The organism is Neobacillus camarae, from assembly GCF_054950115.1.
The window spans coordinates 285,926-303,366 of the sequence record NZ_JBUCKX010000003.1 but is presented as its reverse complement, the minus strand read 5'-3'; the positions used below and the strand labels follow the sequence as shown (position 1 = coordinate 303,366).

At 42.0% G+C, this 17,441-nt stretch carries 24 protein-coding genes; 13 read left to right on the top strand and 11 right to left on the bottom strand.

The genetic code is table 11. From position 1 onward, the window contains the following. Positions 1-80 precede the first annotated feature (80 nt). Together ACY8D0_RS16665 and ACY8D0_RS16660 are read right to left on the bottom strand one after the other, a co-directional pair. Positions 81-1,952 carry a DHA2 family efflux MFS transporter permease subunit gene (locus ACY8D0_RS16665; protein ID WP_462411649.1) on the bottom strand — a complete coding sequence of 624 codons (1,872 nt, stop codon included), beginning with the start codon at positions 1,950-1,952 and terminating at the stop codon, positions 81-83. Between the two features lie 8 nt (positions 1,953-1,960). After that, positions 1,961-2,617 carry an efflux RND transporter periplasmic adaptor subunit gene (locus tag ACY8D0_RS16660; RefSeq protein WP_462411648.1) on the bottom strand — a complete coding sequence of 219 codons (657 nt, stop codon included), beginning with the start codon at positions 2,615-2,617 and terminating at the stop codon, positions 1,961-1,963. A gap of 187 nt (positions 2,618-2,804) precedes the next feature. On the opposite strand from ACY8D0_RS16660, the gene ACY8D0_RS16655 reads away from it, so the two are divergent. The 7 genes from ACY8D0_RS16655 to ACY8D0_RS16625 all read left to right on the top strand — a co-directional run bounded on the left by ACY8D0_RS16655 (position 2,805) and on the right by ACY8D0_RS16625 (position 7,239). After that, on the top strand, positions 2,805-3,233 hold the full coding sequence (locus ACY8D0_RS16655) for a cell wall hydrolase (RefSeq protein ID WP_462411647.1): 429 nt from the start codon (positions 2,805-2,807) through the stop codon (positions 3,231-3,233). Positions 3,234-3,519: 286 nt separating this feature from the next. Then, positions 3,520-4,482 (top strand): glycosyltransferase, encoded by a 963-nt coding sequence (locus ACY8D0_RS16650; RefSeq protein ID WP_462411646.1) that lies wholly within the window; start codon positions 3,520-3,522, stop codon positions 4,480-4,482. Continuing rightward, entirely contained in the window at positions 4,479-4,883 is a 405-nt protein-coding gene (locus ACY8D0_RS16645) for a GtrA family protein (RefSeq protein ID WP_462411645.1), read from the top strand. The genes ACY8D0_RS16650 and ACY8D0_RS16645 overlap by 4 nt, the downstream gene beginning before the upstream one ends. Further along, positions 4,880-5,788, top strand: coding sequence for a UTP--glucose-1-phosphate uridylyltransferase GalU (gene galU / locus ACY8D0_RS16640; RefSeq protein WP_462411644.1), 909 nt, complete (start codon positions 4,880-4,882; stop codon positions 5,786-5,788). Before ACY8D0_RS16645 ends, galU begins: the two co-directional genes overlap by 4 nt. Before the next feature lie 114 nt (positions 5,789-5,902). Continuing rightward, positions 5,903-6,271, top strand: coding sequence for a VOC family protein (locus tag ACY8D0_RS16635; protein ID WP_462411643.1), 369 nt, complete (start codon positions 5,903-5,905; stop codon positions 6,269-6,271). A 124-nt stretch (positions 6,272-6,395) separates the two neighbouring features. Next, complete coding sequence (locus ACY8D0_RS16630; protein ID WP_462411642.1) at positions 6,396-6,848, top strand: C40 family peptidase; 453 nt, start codon at positions 6,396-6,398, stop codon at positions 6,846-6,848. A 169-nt stretch (positions 6,849-7,017) separates the two neighbouring features. Continuing rightward, on the top strand, positions 7,018-7,239 hold the full coding sequence (locus ACY8D0_RS16625; protein ID WP_462411641.1) for a hypothetical protein: 222 nt from the start codon (positions 7,018-7,020) through the stop codon (positions 7,237-7,239). Positions 7,240-7,304: 65 nt separating this feature from the next. Here ACY8D0_RS16625 and ACY8D0_RS16620 read toward each other — a convergent pair whose 3' ends face one another. Beyond that, positions 7,305-7,478, bottom strand: a complete 174-nt coding sequence (locus tag ACY8D0_RS16620; RefSeq protein WP_462411640.1) for a hypothetical protein — start codon at positions 7,476-7,478, stop codon at positions 7,305-7,307. Positions 7,479-7,680: 202 nt separating this feature from the next. Between ACY8D0_RS16620 and pssA the strand changes: the two genes are divergently transcribed. Continuing rightward, positions 7,681-8,172 carry a CDP-diacylglycerol--serine O-phosphatidyltransferase gene (pssA, locus tag ACY8D0_RS16615; protein ID WP_462411639.1) on the top strand — a complete coding sequence of 164 codons (492 nt, stop codon included), beginning with the start codon at positions 7,681-7,683 and terminating at the stop codon, positions 8,170-8,172. 32 nt (positions 8,173-8,204) lie between these two features. Here pssA and ACY8D0_RS16610 read toward each other — a convergent pair whose 3' ends face one another. Then, a complete protein-coding gene (locus ACY8D0_RS16610; RefSeq protein ID WP_462411638.1) occupies positions 8,205-8,678 on the bottom strand; it encodes a divergent PAP2 family protein in 474 nt (157 codons plus the stop codon). 336 nt (positions 8,679-9,014) lie between these two features. On the opposite strand from ACY8D0_RS16610, the gene ACY8D0_RS16605 reads away from it, so the two are divergent. Further along, positions 9,015-10,355 carry an acetyl-CoA hydrolase/transferase family protein gene (locus ACY8D0_RS16605; protein ID WP_462411637.1) on the top strand — a complete coding sequence of 447 codons (1,341 nt, stop codon included), beginning with the start codon at positions 9,015-9,017 and terminating at the stop codon, positions 10,353-10,355. Between the two features lie 135 nt (positions 10,356-10,490). On the opposite strand, the gene ACY8D0_RS16600 is transcribed toward ACY8D0_RS16605, so the two are convergent. The 6 genes from ACY8D0_RS16600 to ACY8D0_RS16575 form a co-directional block, all read right to left on the bottom strand. Further along, the gene (locus tag ACY8D0_RS16600) at positions 10,491-10,730 is read right to left on the bottom strand and encodes a hypothetical protein (protein WP_462411636.1); all 240 of its coding nucleotides are present in this window, start codon (positions 10,728-10,730) and stop codon (positions 10,491-10,493) included. Between the two features lie 27 nt (positions 10,731-10,757). Further along, complete coding sequence (locus tag ACY8D0_RS16595; protein ID WP_462411635.1) at positions 10,758-11,192, bottom strand: glycine/sarcosine/betaine reductase selenoprotein B family protein; 435 nt, start codon at positions 11,190-11,192, stop codon at positions 10,758-10,760. 31 nt (positions 11,193-11,223) lie between these two features. Beyond that, positions 11,224-11,724 (bottom strand): redoxin domain-containing protein, encoded by a 501-nt coding sequence (locus tag ACY8D0_RS16590; protein WP_462411634.1) that lies wholly within the window; start codon positions 11,722-11,724, stop codon positions 11,224-11,226. Between the two features lie 145 nt (positions 11,725-11,869). Beyond that, positions 11,870-12,484, bottom strand: a complete 615-nt coding sequence (locus ACY8D0_RS16585; RefSeq protein ID WP_462411633.1) for a trimeric intracellular cation channel family protein — start codon at positions 12,482-12,484, stop codon at positions 11,870-11,872. Between the two features lie 123 nt (positions 12,485-12,607). Then, positions 12,608-13,162, bottom strand: a complete 555-nt coding sequence (locus ACY8D0_RS16580) for an HD domain-containing protein (protein ID WP_462411632.1) — start codon at positions 13,160-13,162, stop codon at positions 12,608-12,610. Between the two features lie 149 nt (positions 13,163-13,311). Further along, positions 13,312-13,752: a cell wall hydrolase gene (locus ACY8D0_RS16575; protein WP_462411631.1), complete on the bottom strand. Its 441-nt coding sequence runs from the start codon at positions 13,750-13,752 to the stop codon at positions 13,312-13,314. Positions 13,753-13,943: 191 nt separating this feature from the next. Here ACY8D0_RS16575 and ACY8D0_RS16570 point away from each other — a divergent pair, with 191 nt between their 5' ends. The 3 genes from ACY8D0_RS16570 to ACY8D0_RS16560 are packed head-to-tail and all read left to right on the top strand — an operon-like array spanning position 13,944 to position 15,700. Next, positions 13,944-14,816, top strand: coding sequence for an aldose 1-epimerase family protein (locus ACY8D0_RS16570; RefSeq protein ID WP_462411630.1), 873 nt, complete (start codon positions 13,944-13,946; stop codon positions 14,814-14,816). A gap of 34 nt (positions 14,817-14,850) precedes the next feature. Next, the gene (locus ACY8D0_RS16565; protein ID WP_462411629.1) at positions 14,851-15,279 is read left to right on the top strand and encodes a gamma-glutamylcyclotransferase family protein; all 429 of its coding nucleotides are present in this window, start codon (positions 14,851-14,853) and stop codon (positions 15,277-15,279) included. After that, complete coding sequence (locus ACY8D0_RS16560) at positions 15,272-15,700, top strand: DUF2383 domain-containing protein (protein ID WP_462411628.1); 429 nt, start codon at positions 15,272-15,274, stop codon at positions 15,698-15,700. The genes ACY8D0_RS16565 and ACY8D0_RS16560 overlap by 8 nt, the downstream gene beginning before the upstream one ends. Before the next feature lie 38 nt (positions 15,701-15,738). Here the strand turns inward: ACY8D0_RS16560 and ACY8D0_RS16555 are convergent, their stop codons facing one another. Beyond that, entirely contained in the window at positions 15,739-16,368 is a 630-nt protein-coding gene (locus ACY8D0_RS16555) for a M15 family metallopeptidase (protein WP_462411627.1), read from the bottom strand. A 214-nt stretch (positions 16,369-16,582) separates the two neighbouring features. Here ACY8D0_RS16555 and ACY8D0_RS16550 point away from each other — a divergent pair, with 214 nt between their 5' ends. Continuing rightward, on the top strand, positions 16,583-17,371 hold the full coding sequence (locus tag ACY8D0_RS16550; RefSeq protein ID WP_462411626.1) for an alpha/beta fold hydrolase: 789 nt from the start codon (positions 16,583-16,585) through the stop codon (positions 17,369-17,371). The last annotated feature ends 70 nt before the right edge of the window (positions 17,372-17,441 follow it).

Sequence of the window (17,441 nt, the reverse complement as noted above, 5' to 3'; positions counted from 1 at the left end):
CTTAACATACAATTGTTAAAAAAACTAGAAGAGGTCCCTGACTAAGGAACCCATTCTAGTCTTCCTTCATTTCGCACGATTTACTGTTCTTTCACAGTAGCCCTCTTAATGAAGAATGCCAAAAGTAATGCTAGGGTGGCAATGCCGGTTGCAACAATGAAGGCATCATTGATTCCATCAATGGTCGCTTGCTGCACGGTTTTGCCGTAAATTAAATAGGTGGTAAGCTGCCTGCCCACTGTTACCGGTACATGGGTTAAAGCCGAAATCCCTTGTGAGAGTTGCGAGAAACTGCTCGCTATGAAAGGATTGGAACTTGTGATCACATTGGTATAACCCCCATAATGGACTCCTTGCCTTGTTGTCATAACCGTAACAAGCAGTGCTGTCCCAATACTTCCGGCAACCTGCCTGGCTGTATTGGATGCCGCTGTGCCATGGGATCCAAGGTGACGGGGCAGCTGATTAAGTCCTTCCGTCATGACGGTCATCATAATAAAGGACATGCCAAACATCCTCATCACATAGAGAATCAGGATATGACTATAACTTGTCGTCATGCTTAACCGTGTAAATTCCCATGTGGTAATCACGGTAATAATTAAGCCAATCACCGCAAGCGGCCGTGCCCCGACTTTATCAAATAGCGCTCCGGAAATAGGCGACATGATTCCCATTACAATAGCACCCGGCAGCATTAATAGTCCTGATTCGAGTGCCGTATAGCCCCGAATGTTTTGCAAATAAATCGGCAGCAAAATCATGGCTCCAAACATGGCCATGTTGACAATCATGCTGATGATGGTGGTTAAGGAGAAAATATCATATTTAAACACCCGTAAATCCAGCATGGGCTTGTCTGTCGTTAATTCACGCCAGACGAATAACACCAAGGCTATGATTCCGACAGACAATGAAACGATAACAGTGGCACTGGTCCAGCCATCGTTGCCCGCTTCACTAAAACCGTATAACAGGAATCCGAACCCTATGGTTGAAAATAAAAAGCCCGGAAGATCAAATTTAGGGTTGGTTACCTTTGTTACGTCCTTCATCCATAAGAAGCTTAGGATTAAATCCAGAACCCCAATGGGAATGACAATATCAAACAATAATCTCCAAGAATAATGTCCGATCAGCCAGCCGGAAAGAGTAGGACCGATGGCAGGAGCGAAAATCATGACGATTCCCATAATTCCCATTGCCTTTCCTCGCTTTTCGGGAGGAAACAGTGCGAAAAACACGGTCATTAATAGCGGCATAATAATCCCGGCACCACTGGCTTGGATGACCCTTCCAATCATCAGCATACTGAAGTTAGCTGAAAGGGAACAAACGACCGAACCAATCGTAAATAGAAAAACGGCTGTAAGGAACAGTTTCCTTGTTCCGAATTTTTCAATAAGAAAGGCCGTAATCGGTATGGCAATCCCGTTCACTAACATATAACCGGTTGAGAGCCATTGGACGGTACTGGCTGAAACGCCCAAATCATTCATAATATGGGGAATGGCCACATTTAGCAGCGTTTGATTTAGGATGGCAACAAACGCGCCAAGCATCAAAGCCACGAGTACTTTTCCTGCTCCCGTTTCTCCCGCAGCAGTCTCTGCGGATTTTTGCTGCTGAATTTTGCTTTCATCCAGTTCGACGTTAGCTTCAACATATTCCAAGGCCGGTTCAGGAATGGCTGATTCCTTCAGCATGTCTTCAACTTCGTCTGATAAATTATGCTGAGGGGCTTCCTGTGCTTTATCGTCCTGTGTCCCGGTACGGGAAAGAGGCTGCTCTGGGGTCTCTGCCGTTGGATCGGATGGCGTGTTCGGGCGGTTTAAAACCGGTTGGAGTTGTTTTTGACCGGTAGCTTTCTTTCTTGCTTTTACCATCCTGAAATTTAATAATAGAAGCACTAATATTCCTAAAATGACATAAACCGTGATATACATGGTCATCTGATCACCTACTTACGTATCCTCACGGTTACATTCATGCCGGGTACGATACCTACACCTTCATTATCATCAATCGATATCCTGACAGGAATAACTTGAGTGACTTTTGTATAGTTGCCTGATGTATTCGAACTGCTTGGCAAGAGAGAAAAAGTTCCCGCGGTTGCCATGCCGATTTGTTCCACTTTTCCACTTAATGAATTGTTAGGGAAGGCATCGACATAAATATCGACATCCTGTCCTGTCTTAACTTGGTCAATATCGGTTTCATCGATATTAGCGGTTACCCATAATGAGTCCAGGTCATAAACCTGGGCAAGCTGGGTGCCTGCCACTACAGTGGAATTAGGAACGGCATTCGTCTGGACAATGGTTCCGTCGGTTGGTGCGGTCACATCCATTGTGACGGTTCTCCCAGCTGCATCCGTTGTCGCAATAGTACCTACAGTAGCATCTTTTGAAAATTTGTCACCTACATGGCCATTCCAATCTGTCAATCTTCCGTTGGCCAGAGCCGAGATGGTTACCTGTTGTCCGGCAATTTGTGCATTATCCGTTGATAAATAATTGACGGATTGATTGTAATAGGCATAAATTCCGAATCCTCCACCCACTAAAATAAGCAAAATAATGATGTTGACGATTAATAGACGCTTCGTGCTCATTCACTTTACCCCCAGAAATATCTTGTTAAACCTATTTTCCTTTAATAATTCAAGTATTTCCTTTTTTGTCATTGAAATGCATTTAGCAGGTCTATTTCTTCAAGTGTTCAAAATTCATTGGAATATTGATGGTCTATACAAAACCCGAAAGAATATATTTGTGATAAACAACGATGGTGGGGAGCCTATGGCCGTAGTGAATGCGAGGAATCCAGATATCGATTTACTGGCAAGGCTGCTTAGAGCTGAGGCAGAGGGTGAAGGCACTCAGGGAATGTTATTAGTAGGCAATATTGGGATTAATCGAGTACGCGCCAACTGTTCTGACTTTAAGGGCCTTCGCACAATTCCCCAGATGATTTACCAGCCCCATGCTTTCGAAGCGGTTAAGCATGGTTACTTTTACCAAAGAGCAAGGGAAAGTGAGAGACGCTTAGCCCGCAGGGTAGTTAACGGCGAAAGATTTTGGCCGGCGAAATTTAGCTTGTGGTACTTCAAGCCGTCTGGAAATTGTCCGCAGACATGGTACGGTCAACCATTGGTATCCCGTTTTAAATCACATTGCTTTTACGAACCGAAACCGGAAACTTGCGAAAATGTTTATAATACATTTTAACGAATTAAAAACGAGGGCAACATGGCAGTGATGTTTGGGCTATAAATAATAACAAAAAGGCGGTACAAGCAGAAAATGTTTGTATCGCCTTTTGCTGTTTATCTGAAGGGTTTCCATTGTAAACACTCATCTGACGCTGACTTTCAGGAAACTTTCAGCTAATCCTCAGTTCTGCTTAAGTTTGCAGGTGCATGATAAATACATGAATTCCTAGAAGCGAAGGATGACTAGATAGAACATTGGTATTTATGATGTGAAACTAAAAAGTTATGAGGAGGAATGGAATATGAGTCAATCCATCCAATATTCAATTGTAATTCCTGTATATAACGAAGAAGAAGTGATACATGAAACCTATCACCGTTTATCAGAAGTAATGCGTTCAACAGGAGAAGCTTATGAACTTCTGTTTGTAAACGATGGAAGCAGGGATCGAACAGCCGAAATAATAAAGGAGTATAGCGAAAAAGACCCTTCGGTTGTTTTGCTGGACTTTTCAAGAAATTTTGGACATCAAATTGCGATTACAGCGGGAATGGAATATTCACTCGGGAGGGCAGTCGTTGTCATTGACGCCGACTTGCAGGACCCACCTGAGCTTATTTTAGAAATGATAAAAAAATGGAAGCAAGGATACGATGTGGTGTATGCCAAACGGACGAAACGCAAAGGAGAAACGGTGTTTAAAAAACAGACGGCCAAGCTGTTTTACCGATTCTTACACTCGATGACGGAGATTGATATCCCACTTGATACGGGTGATTTCCGCTTATTGGACCGAAAAGTTTGTGACCAAATGAATAACCTGAAAGAAAGGAATCGTTTCGTACGCGGCTTGGTGAGCTGGGTAGGATTTAAACAAACAGCGATTGAATATGAACGGGATGAGCGTTTAGCCGGTGAATCCAAATATCCCCTTAAAAAAATGCTCAAATTATCGATGGATGGGATTACTTCTTTTTCCTATAAACCATTAAAGTTAGCCGGTATTGCCGGCGCCGCTTTATCGGTGATTGGATTCTTCTATTTGTTAGTCGTCCTCTACCTAAAAATATTTACTAATGCGACCATTACTGGCTGGTCTTCGCTTATTGTGATCCAGCTATTATTCAGCGGTATTATTTTATTTATGCTCGGGATGATCGGTGAATACATCGGCCGGATATATGACGAATCAAAACATCGTCCTCTATATATCGTTCGGGAGGTTTATCAAAAAAAATCTGAAAAGATTAGGATGTACAGATGATTAAGAAGTGGATACCGTTTATCAAATTTGCCCTTGTGGGTATTGTCAATACCTCGATTGATTTTACCGTCTATGCACTTCTGACCTGGCTCACCGTTAACTTTATCCTGGCACAATGTATTTCGTACAGTGCAGGGGTTCTAAACAGCTACATGATGAACCGGAAGTGGACATTTGAACAAAAGGGAAAGGGAAGTAAGCAGGAGTTTTTCACTTTTATCGGTGTGAATCTGGTCACGTTAGTGATTACTTCTTTACTATTAACAGTTTTTTATAAGTGGTTTGGAATTGCTTTGTTTACCAGTAAGTTACTCGTCACAGCGATTAGCGTTGGAATCAATTATATTGGAACGAAACAACTTGTATTTACCAGGATAAAGGAAAGAAGGGTACATTTATGAAAATAAAAAAAGCAGTTATTCCAGTTGGTGGATTAGGGACGAGATTTTTGCCTGCGACCAAGGCACAACCAAAAGAAATGCTGCCTATTGTCGATAAACCGGCGGTCCAGTATCTCGTGGAAGAGGCAGTCGCATCAGGGATTGAAAGCATCATTTTTATTACCGGAAGGAATAAAAAATCAATTGAAGATCATTTTGATAAGTCGGTTGAATTGGAGCAAATGTTAGAAGAAAAACAGAAATGGGATGTATTAAGGGAAGTGCAGCAGATTTCCTCTCTGGCGAACATCCATTATATTCGTCAGCAACAACCACTAGGACTCGGTCATGCGGTGCTATGTGCGGAGCAGTTTATAGGGGAAGAGCCCTTTGCGGTTCTGCTTGGTGATGACATTATGATCTCGGAGCAGCCGGCGTTAAAACAAATGATCGATGCGTATCAACATACGAAGCAGTCTGTAATCGGTGTGAAAAAAGTGGCCCAAGCAGATGTGTCAAAATACGGAATTATCAACCCAGACAGCAAATTTGGACGGGTTCATTCCGTGAAGGATTTGGTGGAGAAACCCTCCATTCAACAGGCCCCTTCGGATATTGCTGTCATGGGACGTTATATCCTGAATCCAACTATTTTCTCGTATCTAAAAACGATTGAACGCGGCATCGGGAATGAACTTCAATTAACCGATGCATTGCGGCTCCTCTGTGAGAAGGAAAACCTGTTTGCGTTAGAACTGGAAGGAAAACGGTATGATATTGGAGATAAGGCAGGGTATTTACAAGCCATGATAGAGGTTGCCTTAATGCATGAGGACTTACACGACATCCTTCTTTCGTTTATAGAAGGGATTGTTAAAGAGGAGCGGAGGAAAGATCCCGTTCCTAAAAGACTCGTATCCCAATAGAACTAATCTATCAAAATCCCATCATCCTGAAAATTGGGGGTTTTTTAAAAATGTTACTTTTTACTCCAATCCACTTGTAGTACTATTAAGAAAGAAGATGATAGGGGGGATGGGATGATGTTTACGTTCAGAGCCATCGATCATGTGCAGCTGGCGGCTCCAAAAGGCAGTGAGGACACGGCAAGGAAATTTTTTATCGATATCCTAGGTTTTGAGGAGATGGAAAAGCCCGAAGAATTGAAAAAACGTGGTGGTGTTTGGTTTAAAGCGGGAAATGTGCAAATCCACATCGGGGTAGAAGAACCGTTTGTACCTGCCAAAAAAGCCCACCCCGCCTTTGAAATTCAACAGATTGAAGAGTTAAAAAAACACCTCAAGGAGAATAACATCGAGTATGTGGAGGACGATAAACTCCCTGGTGCCAATCGATTTTATGTGAACGACCCGTTTGGGAACCGGATCGAAATGTTGGAGTGGGTATAACCGGTCTCTATGAAGATAATATTATTTTAAAATAATATTGTAATAGGATTGTAAATTAGCTGTGATGGCGTTGTCATAACCCCTTGGTATAGTAGAACTATCAAATTACCAGGAGGGCATAAGCATGCTAAAGAAATTCATCACAGCATTTGTCATTTTAGCTTCTGTTGGCACTTTGTATGCTAACGCCGGTAATAAAGCAGAAGCCTATTATGATTATCATATAAAAGCCATTCAAGTAGCGGAAAACAATATGGGAGTTCCTTATCGGTGGGGCGGGATGTCACCAAGCGGTTTTGATTGCTCCGGTCTTGTCAAGTACTCCTACGGAAAAGCAGGAATCACACTGAAACGTACCGCCGCACAGATGTATTACGGAAATGGATACCGCATATCTTCTCTTAAGATTGGCGATTTAATGTTCTTTGCTCCCAATAAAGCCAGCAGGCCAACGCATGTGGCGATTTATATCGGAAACGGTAGAATGATTATGTCCTCATCGTCAAAAGGTGTCATGATTACAAGCATTTACAATACTTATTGGCACCCTAGATATATAGGGGCTAAAAGGGTTTAATAGAAACGTATATAATCACTAAGCGCTTTCCTAAAACAAGGGAATAGCGCTTTTTTCTTTTTTAGGCAAAAGGTCCCGGCCCGAAAAGAGGCTGATGTGGGATTAGAGGAATAAGTTAAGGATTGAAAACAGAACATACGTTCCTTTATAATATATTTGAGGTGATCATATGTCTTTTCATATTATGTTGACTAGAAAAGTATCCGATTTAAAAGGGAATTTGCAAATCCATGTCCAAGTCATGGATCCGGCTTTATCCCGTATCATCCATTTTACGCTGGATGAACTTGAAAAGGATGAATTACCAGAAGAATTAAAAGCGTATATAAGAGGGATACTGCCGCAGATTGAGGAAGGGAGATGGCATTATAGCGGAAATCACTATAAATGAAGAAGGAGGAGGGCTTATTGAACCAGCCTTAAGCCCTTCTTTAGAAGACTTTATAACCGAAAGATTTAATCATTGTTTATATTCATACTACCGGTGTCAGTGCCATCGACCGGATGAGGCTGGCCGTAACCTTCGACATTACCGGCGTGCTCTTGATGATATTTTGTGCCGGAACCTTGGCTATTTCCTGCTAATGCTTTACCTTTTTGTTTTTCATTTCCATTTGGTTGATAAGACAAGGTACTTCACCTCCTAAACACATCTTAGAATGCTTAATTCCCGTGAAATTATTCAACATCTCATGCTCCCATTTGAAAATCACTAAAAATAAGCCCGGGCGGTTTTTGCCCGGTTTTCTTATGGACCTGTGTCAGGAGAATAACAAGGGATTTTGCAGTAGAAGCTACTAGGAAGAGAATTCCGACGTCAGGAGTGACTAGATTGTTTGTTCAAGTCGTAAAAGCGGTACCTAATTTACTAACCATCGGAAATTTATTATGTGGTGTGTTTTCCATTACATTAAATATGAGCGGATTTTTGGTATCCGCCTCCATTTTTATTTTTTTCTCGGCTCTTTTTGATCTCCTGGATGGAAGAGTCGCAAGGAAATTAAGAGTGAACAGTGAAGTGGGAATCCAATTAGACTCATTGGCAGATATAGTGAGTTTTGGAGTAGCCCCTGCACTTGTATTCCACTCCATTGCGAATCCTTCCATCCTAACATCGTTGGCATTTGTTCTTTTTCCAACAATGGGGGCATTAAGGCTGGCAAGGTTTAATGTGAAACCGACTATTGGCTATTTTAGAGGGTTACCCATTCCAGCTGCAGGTTTACCATTGGCAACCATGGGAATATTTTCTTATGCAAATGTATGGATTACGTTCATCCTTGCCCTTTTAATGGTGGCCCCCATAAGGATTAAAAAACTTTGAAGAAGTGAAGCTGCTTTTCCATGCCAATAAGATTATTGAAATGGAAAGAAATAATACGTTAACACACCAACTATGAGGCCTGTAATGGCTCCAAAAAACACTTCGATAGGTTTATGTCCTAACAATTCTTTTAGTTTTTCCCTCGATTCCGTTTTCTTTAGATTTGGATTTTTTAAGGTATCGATTAGTTGATTGAAATCAACCAAAAGTTTATTTAGGATTTCCGCATGAAACCCTGCATGCCTTCGAACACCGGTCGCGTCGTGCATCACAATGAGGGAAACGATAGCCGCAATTGCAAAATCATTGGAATAAATCCCCGCATTCATTCCAATTGCCGTAGTCAACGAGATAATCGTGGCAGTATGGGAACTCGGCATCCCACCTGTACTAAACATTAGTCTCCAATCTAATTCCCTTGTTGTTAAATAATGGATGGGGATTTTAACGAATTGAGCAATCAGCATGCCCAAAAGTGCTGCTAAAATGGGATAGGATATAAACATCTTTCCTCCTGAATGTAGGCAATTTTCATAAAAATCCTAATGAATGATTTTATTATAAATGACCAATGACACCTATTCAATTTTTCATGATTATTAAGTTTTGTATATATGTTGTGGGGAAGAGCGGAATTTGTTTTTTAAAAAAATTTGTTTTTTTTGACAATTCTTTTAGTTTCTTGTCAACTAGTACCGAAAATGCTAAAATCATCTTTAGTACTAGCAATTAGTACCTAGTTATAATTTTGGCGATTTTATTGATTTGAGTATATCTTACTGTGTCACTAATCGATTGAAAAATCATTATCTTGACATTTTTGCAGTTTTGGAGGCTTTAAAATGAAGGTAACAGCAGAATATCAATCAAAGTTAAGAACCGCAGAAGATGCGGTAAAAATGATCCGTTCTGGAGACTGGGTCGATTACGGCTTTGGAGTGACCATGCCGATCGAGCTGGACCGGGCTTTAGCCGCAAGGAAAGACGAACTTGTAGACATTAAGATTAGAGGTATGCTGTTAATGCGGGTGCCGGAAGTCGTCAAGGCGGATCCAGATCGGGTAACTTTTTATTATAATAGCTGGCATTTTAGCGGCGTAGACAGGCAGTTATACAAACAAGGCTTATGTGATTTTATCCCGATGGTTTACCGCAATAAACCATTGTTTTACCGGAATTACCTGCAAGTCAATGTAGCCATGATTCAGGTACCTCCAATGGACCAGCATGGATATTTTAACTTTTCCCTTACCAATTCCGCAACTAAAGCCATTCTGGATACAGCTGATACAGTGATTGTGGAAGTGAATAAAAATCTGCCAAGGGCATTAGGAGGTTTCGATGAGTGCATTCACATTTCTGAAGTCGATTATATCGTGGAAGGGCAAAACCCAACCATCCCCACACTTCCAAGGGCAGCGAGCAAAGAAGTGGACAAAGAAATTGCCCGGCTGGTTGTAGGAGAAATGGCAAATGGGTCCACCATCCAGCTCGGCATCGGGGCGTTACCTTCGGCAGTTGGTGAACTGATTGCTCAATCCGATTTAAAAGATTTGGGTTGTCATACCGAGATGCTGGTCGATGCCTACCTTGATATGTATAATGCTGGGAAATTAAACAACAGCAAAAAAACAATCAATCGCGGGAAAGCGGCATGGTCATTTGCGCTTGGGTCACAGGAATTGTATGACTGGATCAACGACAATCCTTTTTTGGCGTCTTTCCCCGTTGATTATGTCAATGACCCCCGGATGATTAGACAGCAGAAAAACATGGTTGCGATTAATAACGCGGTTGAGGTGGATTTGTTTGGCCAGATTTCTTCCGAGTCATCTGGGGTGAACCACATTAGCGGAACAGGAGGCCAATTGGATTATGTGGATGGCGCTTCCCTTGCTGAAGACGGAAAAGCTTTTATTTGCCTTACGTCTACCTATCAAGATAAAAATGGCGAACTACATTCTCGGATTGTCCCTACTCTAAATCTGGGCGAAATTGTAACCGTCCCAAGATCACAGTCCCAATATATTGTGACGGAATACGGGAAAGTTAATCTATCCGGACGTTCCACATGGGAGCGTACAGAGCTGTTAATTTCGATTGCCCATCCGGATTTTAGGGAAAGCTTGATTGCAGAAGCCGAGAAGATGAAAATCTGGAGAAAGACCAACAAAAGGGTTTAAAGGAACGAATTTAATAAGACTTTAAATATAGCAAGTTGTTTTACAATATATAGGCACGGGCTTCATATGGCCCGTGCCTTTTTTGAAATCAAACTTTATAAAAAGGATGCCCATCAAGCCGTCCTTTTGAAAGCATTAGTAAGATGGAAAATTTACATCATGAATATGTCCTGGCTCTTGTCTTTCATTTAATTCCGCAAGTGCTGCCAATAATACTTTTGATTGTGTTGCTTTATCATGGGGTTTTCCTAACGAATGTCCGAATTCGAATCCAACCGGATGAATCGCCCTTGGCGGCCTCATCAAACCAGACTGTTCAACGTCCAATGTAATTAAGGTTGTTGGAATACCCTGTGCTTCAATACCACGCTGCACTGTAACTACAGTGCGATGACAAAGCGGTCAGCCGGCAGTTAACAATACGGCATCCGCTTTGGAACGAACCACTTCTTTGACAAGCGCGGGTATGGTTTCATTATTAATTTTATTCAACCTCATGGAATAACCCATCATGGTGAGATGTTTTTCAGCAACTCCCCCAATGTCTCCGTCATCCACCATTTCCCGCAGGCGGTCGATAGGGAATACACAGTTAATATCCTCTTTTGGGGCATCGGTATTATAATGCTCCTTTGGGGCGGCATGGGTTACGGTTAAGTTCTTTGCATCCACGTCTCCTGGAATAATGCGGAAGGTCGCATCACCTTCTCTGGGGTCGGTGTTAAACGGTTCCATACCCTTCAGATGGACGCCGGAGGTGGAAACAATCATGATCGTCATTTCATGCAGTGTTTTACTGCTGGGTGTATATGGGATAGCTTTTCTTGAGAGTTCCATACACAGCCTCCTTATTTTCTGCAAGCTGGTCTTAAAGTTTCCTCAAAACATCAAACAATTCTTCATTATCAGGCTGCTTATCAATTGGATGAACATCTATCCACTGAACGATTCCCTCTTTATCAATAATAAAGAGGGCACGCTCTGAAGCTCCATAGGCTGCCTCATCCTTATTTTTGCGAAGGACGCCATATTTTTCCGAAACTTCACCGTGAGGGTAAAAGTCGGAACATAGCGGATAGGATATTCCTCCAATGGAATGTGCCCATGCATCATGACTGTGGACGCTGTCGACTGAAATACCCAAGACCTGGGTATCAAAATCTTCAAAACGAGGTAGATCATCCTCGTAAGAAGGCATTTGCGCGCCTCAGACCGGGGTCCAATCTAAAGGGTAAAAACAAAGGAAAACATTTTGTTTGCCGCGGAAATCGCTTAAAGTGACGACACGATTGCCATGGGCTTCCAAGGTGAAATCAGGTGCCTGATCACCAATTTTCAAGGTGCTTGTTTCAGTAGCTCCTTGTGGCATGTAAACCTCTCCTTTCTTGAATTCATTCACGAACACTGTTCATTATTCCCTTGTCTCAATTAGTTTAACCTCCAAGCTGGCCAACATAAACGTTACCTATTTTGACTGTTTCTTCTCAACTTCAAATGCAAAAAAAATCGACGGATTAACCGTCGTAATGTGTCCCCAGCCTTCTTACGGGCAGCTTCCAATCAAACGTATACGAGAGAACACGCAAGCCAGTAACGATGACGAACAGGGTATATAACTGCCATGGTTCCACGGCTATTTTTAAACCAATGATGACTCCTGCCAGGATCGCCCAAACGGCGTAAATCTCTGCTCTTAGAACAATTGGTTTTCTTCCGGCAAGCAAATCACGAATAATCCCTCCGCCAATTCCTGTAAGGACAGCGGCAACAATCACAGCACTGAGCGGGTGCCCCATTTTTGAAGCGTATATGGCACCTTGTATTGCGAAGGCAGACAAACCTATCGCATCAAAGAAATTTCCCCACTTTTGCCAATGCTTTAACAGTTTTGTTGGAAATAGAAATACAGCAGTTATAGACAATAAAGCAATTTGAAATAACAATCCCTGACTCCATAGGGCCGAAACGGGGACTCCAATTAACAAATTCCGAATGGCCCCTCCTGCGAACGCCGTCACAATACCTAATATATAAACCCCTAAAATATCATATTCCTCTTCCATCGCAACAATTGCCCCGCTTACGGCAAACGCGATGGTGCCAACCATACTAAGTACTTCCCACGTCATCCTCTTCACTTTCCCCTTATGATCCTTTGGATTAAAGTCTGCAAACAGTTTGATTTTAGCACTTTTCCACCAAAATGCAACGATTCTTTTTAAACCGCAAAAGTCCATAAAGGCACGTGATGATTAGAGAAGTCCTTCTTGGCGATAGTTTAACCCCTGATTAGAAGTTTTCAATTCTTTTTCTATCATTTGGTCCAACCGTTCAATCATTTTTATAGCCTTATCTTTCTCGACTTTTCGATAATGGTGCATGCCGCCTTGTTCCTCATCTAACTCATCCGCCAGTTTCACGATTTCCTGTAATGGCGTACGTTTAATAAAACCTTCTGGCATATAGGAATCCGTGTGAAATAGGACAGCCAGCGCAATTTCTTTTGCGATAATCGGATTTTCTCCCAATCGAATCAATAATTTATGGGCTCTTTCCGCTCCCTTGATGGCATGGATATCATTCTTTTTATATAAATCATAATCCCATTTTCCATTGCGGTACCAAGTGTAATGGCCCATATCGTGCAGCAAAGCGGCTTTTGTGGCCAAATCTACCGAAACGTTAAAGGTTTTTGCCAATTTGAAAGCATGGTATGCACAAGCAATGGCATGGGCAATCCCCGAACGGGTGAGATATTTTTTTGCTATATGATGATTGAAAATTTGCATCAAGGTTACGTGTCTCATTTTCCCATCACCTTCTAAAAAAATTATTATTTTGTATTATAAGACAATTGGTGATGTTTTTGTTAAAAAGTTTATTAAATTTTCAGAAAAAATATGGGAGAAAACGTAACATTTTCCTAATATGTAAAAAAGCTTACTCAAGAGTAAGCTTAGCCGGAATATACACTTTCGCATGTTCCAGGTTTTGGTTCATAATAACAATGATTTTTAAATTGCCCCGATGCGGGTTGACCGTACCATGTTGGAGGGCATGGAGCATGTGGATTAAAATACCAAAGAGCATATTTCCCTGGGTGCTGTCTCCAATACTCCAAGTTCTGTTTTGCCAATCTTTTTTCGGCGGTCCTTGCCCTTTGATAGAACACATTCCCTTTTTGGACTGCTTCAAAAGAAAAGTTTCCACCCTGTACTTGGTAAATAACTTGGGGAATGCTCCTGAGACCTTTAAAGTCTAAACAATTGGCTACAATACGATTCACAATCACATTTCCAACATATAGCATTCCCTGTTTTCCTTCACCTTCGGCTTCCGCTCTCATCATCCTTGCCATTAAGTCAACGTCTGAACTTCGATAATTTACCCTTGGCATTGTTTCACCCCCAAAATATAGTATGAAAAAAAGCCTACATGGTGAAAAATGGTAAATAATAAAATGAGGCTATGGATAAGAGGTAGAGTGTTTCTGGTTCAAATGGATGCCAGTATGAATCTCATGCAAGGGTAACTTTCGGTATAATAATGTTTATACAAGACAGAACAGTTAGAAATGAGGGATTGAAGATGATCATATTAGAAAATGATTGGTTAAGGGTAGAAATCAGTACAAACGGGGCGGAAGTGCGCGGTGTACAGCAAAAGAAAAACGGCCTGGATTACATGTGGACTGGGGACCCAGAATACTGGGGCCGGGTTTCACCTGTTTTGTTTCCCATCGTAGGGCGTTTAAAGGATGATCAATACCAGCTAGACGGTAAGAATTATAATCTGTCCCAGCATGGATTTTTACGCGACGTTGTTTTTGAGGTGGAAGAGCAGACCGCGACAGATGTTTCCTTCCGATTCGAGTCGGCGGGGCGTTACCTTGATATATATCCTTACGATTTTAAAGCGATGATTCGGTATACCATTAAGGAGGATACGCTTGTTGTCGGGTGGGAAATTGTCAATGACAACGAGGATGAAATGTATTTTTCCATTGGTGCCCATCCCGCCTTTAGGATTCCTTTGTTACCAAATGAAACCATCGAGGACTACAGTTTACACATGGTTCCTGCAGCGTTTAAGAAAGTAACGGAATACGAGCTAAAGGATGCCCTTATCCACGAGAAAGGGGCAGCCAATAATCTATCCACAATCAAGCTCACCGACTCCTTGTTTGCCCAGGACGCTTTAGTTTATAGCTATATCAATCAAATCACACTCGCATCAGATAAGTCAGACCATGGTGTGGAAGTAGGGTTCGAAGGGTTTCCCTTTGTCGGAATCTGGTCAAAGTACACAAACGGCAAGATTGCTCCTTTTGTTTGCATAGAGCCATGGTATGGCATCGCTGATACACACAACACTACCGGCGACCTGAAAGAGAAATTTGGAATCAATAAACTCACACCAAATGGTACATTCCAAGCGGAGTATAAGATGAAGTTTAAGTGAGGCAGGGGTAAGCTAGGGGAGAGGAGTGAGAGAAATGCACAAGGTGTTTGTATATGGAACATTACGTAAAGGTGGGTCCAATGACCGGTTTTTAAAACATGCCATCTGCCTTGCCGAACAGTGTTGGACAAATGGAGTCATGTATGATTCAAGCTATGGTTATCCTGCTGTGGAGCAAGGGCCATCTACTCGGGTTTATGGTGAACTCTACGAAGTCACGGACAGTGAGTTAGCCAGACTTGATTGGTTAGAAGACTACACAGAAGGCAGAAGCGATAATCTTTATGAACGAATCCAACAAACCATAAATACCGATCAAGGCCCCATTGCCGCCTACATCTATATTGCCAACCAGCCAGACTTATTAAAATACAAAATTCCGTACGGCGACTGGAAGGGGTACAGGCTTTTAGGTAAACATAATAAAAAGCAAAAGGGAAAAGGGTGTGAAATGGATGAATGACAAAATTGTAGTGGAGGAATTAGACACCTTATTAAGAGGAACCTACATGGGGATCCATGCTTTTGAACATCATATCCAAAAGCTGGAGGATCCCGAGTTAAAGCGAAAGTTTCAATTCCTGCAGCAAGAGGCCAAGGAAAATGCCCAAAAGCTTGCGGAGCGGATTCAAAACTTGAATGGGGTTCCTGCTGACAACGAAGGGTTCACCGGTAAGATGCACAGCTATATGCATAAGATGATGATATCCGATGATGAAAAGGAAATTATTAAGGATGCATTAAAAGGATTGGATCAATATGGAGTCGAGTATTCAGAGGAAATCGTAAAAGGGGACCTTGATCCAGCATCCAAGAAAGTGGTCGAGGAAGTTATTGATACAAACCGCAGGCATGCGAAGGAACTGAGAAATTTATTACACTAAAAAAGAAGGGGGAGATAGAGCAACTTCTATAATCCCCCTTAGTTAGATGAATCCGCGGTCAGGGATGCTTTGAAGGGCCGCTGTCCGTCTTGCAGGTCGGCAATCGTCAATCCATAGTTCATTTGCAGATGGGGATAATCTGGGAATTGTTCCCAATCTCCGCCCCATTCAAACCCCAGTGACTTTGCTATTCCAACCACTTCCGTCCAATCAGCCATACCGTTTTTATTTCCGTCATACTTCATATCCCAAATGGTTTTACCAGAGGGGGTATTAAGGGCAAAATCAATCGCCAGCCCATAATTATGATAAGATTCCCCACCTTTTGCATTAGTCACAATTTCTCCTGCTGTAGTTCGACCTTTTTCATAAAGGCGCTCCTGTTCCTCCAAACTACGATAGCCATCTGTAATCACAACAGCAATTCCTTTGACAGAGGCTTGCTGCACTAAAAGGCCGAATTGTTCTTTAACAGCTGGATAAGTTTCGGTTGGTAAAGGGACAACCTTTTTGGGTGTTGATATACTCTTTGCTTTTGTTTGTTTTTTATTTAAAAGATTGGATTCTGTTTCATTTGTAAAGTAAGAATCCTGGTCATTTAAAATGAAAAATGAAGCCAGTCCAAGAATCATTAATAACAATGTCATTAAAATCCAACTTCGACTCATGCTATAATTTCCTCTCATAAATGCAGGTAACCTTGTTTACATGATAATGTAACACCGCCATCGATATATTAACCAATAAACTATTGGTCCTTTTGGTTTTTATTGGTATTAACTATTTGTCGAACGAATTCCCTATATTAGAAAAGGTAATAATTTGAATATATAGAACTTTTATACTGTTTTAGAAAAATAAAAAGGAATGGAGGAGTATAAAATGCCACAAGTCTTTTCAACGGACGGCACCACCATCGTATTTGACAAGGTTGGTCATGGCCCCCCAATTATCATGGTAGTCGGTGCTTTTAATCTCCGCTCCACTGTTGCAACTCTTGCACAACTTCTTACGCCCCACTTCACGGTTTATATGTACGACCGCCGGGGGAGAGGGGACAGCGGCGATACCCCGCCATATACCGTAGACCGTGAAATAGAGGACATTGACGCACTCATTAGTGAAGCCGGGGGGACAGCGTATGTATTCGGCTATTCATCTGGCGCAGTATTATCTCTGAAAGCTGCTAAGCAACTCAACATTTCCAAGTTAGCATTGTACGAACCACCTTTCATAGTTGAGGGCAGCCGTCAGCGGCCACCTGCAGATTTAAAAATACGGCTTGAAGAGTTGGTAGCTGCTGATCGGCGTGGAGAGGCTGTTGAACTCTTTCAAAGGGAAGGGGTGGGGATACCGGAAAACGTAGTAGTCCAGCTTCGGACTGCACCGTTTAGGGCTTCCTTGGAGAAAATGGCACACACACTAGCATATGAGTTGGCCATATTGGGAGACCAGTCTTTCCCTAACGACATCGCTGACTCTATAACGGTTCCAACACTGGTGGTCGCTGGAGGAGCAAGTCCTTCATGGATGCAGCTTGGTGTAGAGACAGCATTTCAACATCTTCCCAATTCCCGTTACTGCCTATTGGAAGGGCAAACTCATGAAATTGGTGCGGCTGCTCCTGATTTAGCCCATGTGTTGAGGGAATTTTATATGAATACTCATTAACGAATAATTCCGCTTGCTTTCCTTTTCTAAGGGGAGAACAGGTAGGTATATATTTTTATTGACTATTCCG

Excerpts from the sequence above, each read along its gene's own strand:
- ACY8D0_RS16665 (WP_462411649.1), bottom strand. The coding sequence starts at position 1,952 with ATGACCATGTATATCACGGTTTATGTCATTTTAGGAATATTAGTGCTT.
- ACY8D0_RS16660 (WP_462411648.1), bottom strand. The coding sequence starts at position 2,617 with ATGAGCACGAAGCGTCTATTAATCGTCAACATCATTATTTTGCTTATT.
- ACY8D0_RS16655 (WP_462411647.1), top strand. The coding sequence starts at position 2,805 with ATGGCCGTAGTGAATGCGAGGAATCCAGATATCGATTTACTGGCAAGG.
- ACY8D0_RS16650 (WP_462411646.1), top strand. The coding sequence starts at position 3,520 with ATGAGTCAATCCATCCAATATTCAATTGTAATTCCTGTATATAACGAA.
- ACY8D0_RS16645 (WP_462411645.1), top strand. The coding sequence starts at position 4,479 with ATGATTAAGAAGTGGATACCGTTTATCAAATTTGCCCTTGTGGGTATT.
- galU (WP_462411644.1), top strand. The coding sequence starts at position 4,880 with ATGAAAATAAAAAAAGCAGTTATTCCAGTTGGTGGATTAGGGACGAGA.
- ACY8D0_RS16635 (WP_462411643.1), top strand. The coding sequence starts at position 5,903 with ATGATGTTTACGTTCAGAGCCATCGATCATGTGCAGCTGGCGGCTCCA.
- ACY8D0_RS16630 (WP_462411642.1), top strand. The coding sequence starts at position 6,396 with ATGCTAAAGAAATTCATCACAGCATTTGTCATTTTAGCTTCTGTTGGC.
- ACY8D0_RS16625 (WP_462411641.1), top strand. The coding sequence starts at position 7,018 with ATGTCTTTTCATATTATGTTGACTAGAAAAGTATCCGATTTAAAAGGG.
- ACY8D0_RS16610 (WP_462411638.1), bottom strand. The coding sequence starts at position 8,678 with ATGTTTATATCCTATCCCATTTTAGCAGCACTTTTGGGCATGCTGATT.
- ACY8D0_RS16605 (WP_462411637.1), top strand. The coding sequence starts at position 9,015 with ATGAAGGTAACAGCAGAATATCAATCAAAGTTAAGAACCGCAGAAGAT.
- ACY8D0_RS16595 (WP_462411635.1), bottom strand. The coding sequence starts at position 11,192 with ATGGAACTCTCAAGAAAAGCTATCCCATATACACCCAGCAGTAAAACA.
- ACY8D0_RS16585 (WP_462411633.1), bottom strand. The coding sequence starts at position 12,484 with ATGACGTGGGAAGTACTTAGTATGGTTGGCACCATCGCGTTTGCCGTA.
- ACY8D0_RS16580 (WP_462411632.1), bottom strand. The coding sequence starts at position 13,162 with ATGAGACACGTAACCTTGATGCAAATTTTCAATCATCATATAGCAAAA.
- ACY8D0_RS16575 (WP_462411631.1), bottom strand. The coding sequence starts at position 13,752 with ATGCCAAGGGTAAATTATCGAAGTTCAGACGTTGACTTAATGGCAAGG.
- ACY8D0_RS16570 (WP_462411630.1), top strand. The coding sequence starts at position 13,944 with ATGATCATATTAGAAAATGATTGGTTAAGGGTAGAAATCAGTACAAAC.
- ACY8D0_RS16565 (WP_462411629.1), top strand. The coding sequence starts at position 14,851 with ATGCACAAGGTGTTTGTATATGGAACATTACGTAAAGGTGGGTCCAAT.
- ACY8D0_RS16560 (WP_462411628.1), top strand. The coding sequence starts at position 15,272 with ATGAATGACAAAATTGTAGTGGAGGAATTAGACACCTTATTAAGAGGA.
- ACY8D0_RS16555 (WP_462411627.1), bottom strand. The coding sequence starts at position 16,368 with ATGAGTCGAAGTTGGATTTTAATGACATTGTTATTAATGATTCTTGGA.
- ACY8D0_RS16550 (WP_462411626.1), top strand. The coding sequence starts at position 16,583 with ATGCCACAAGTCTTTTCAACGGACGGCACCACCATCGTATTTGACAAG.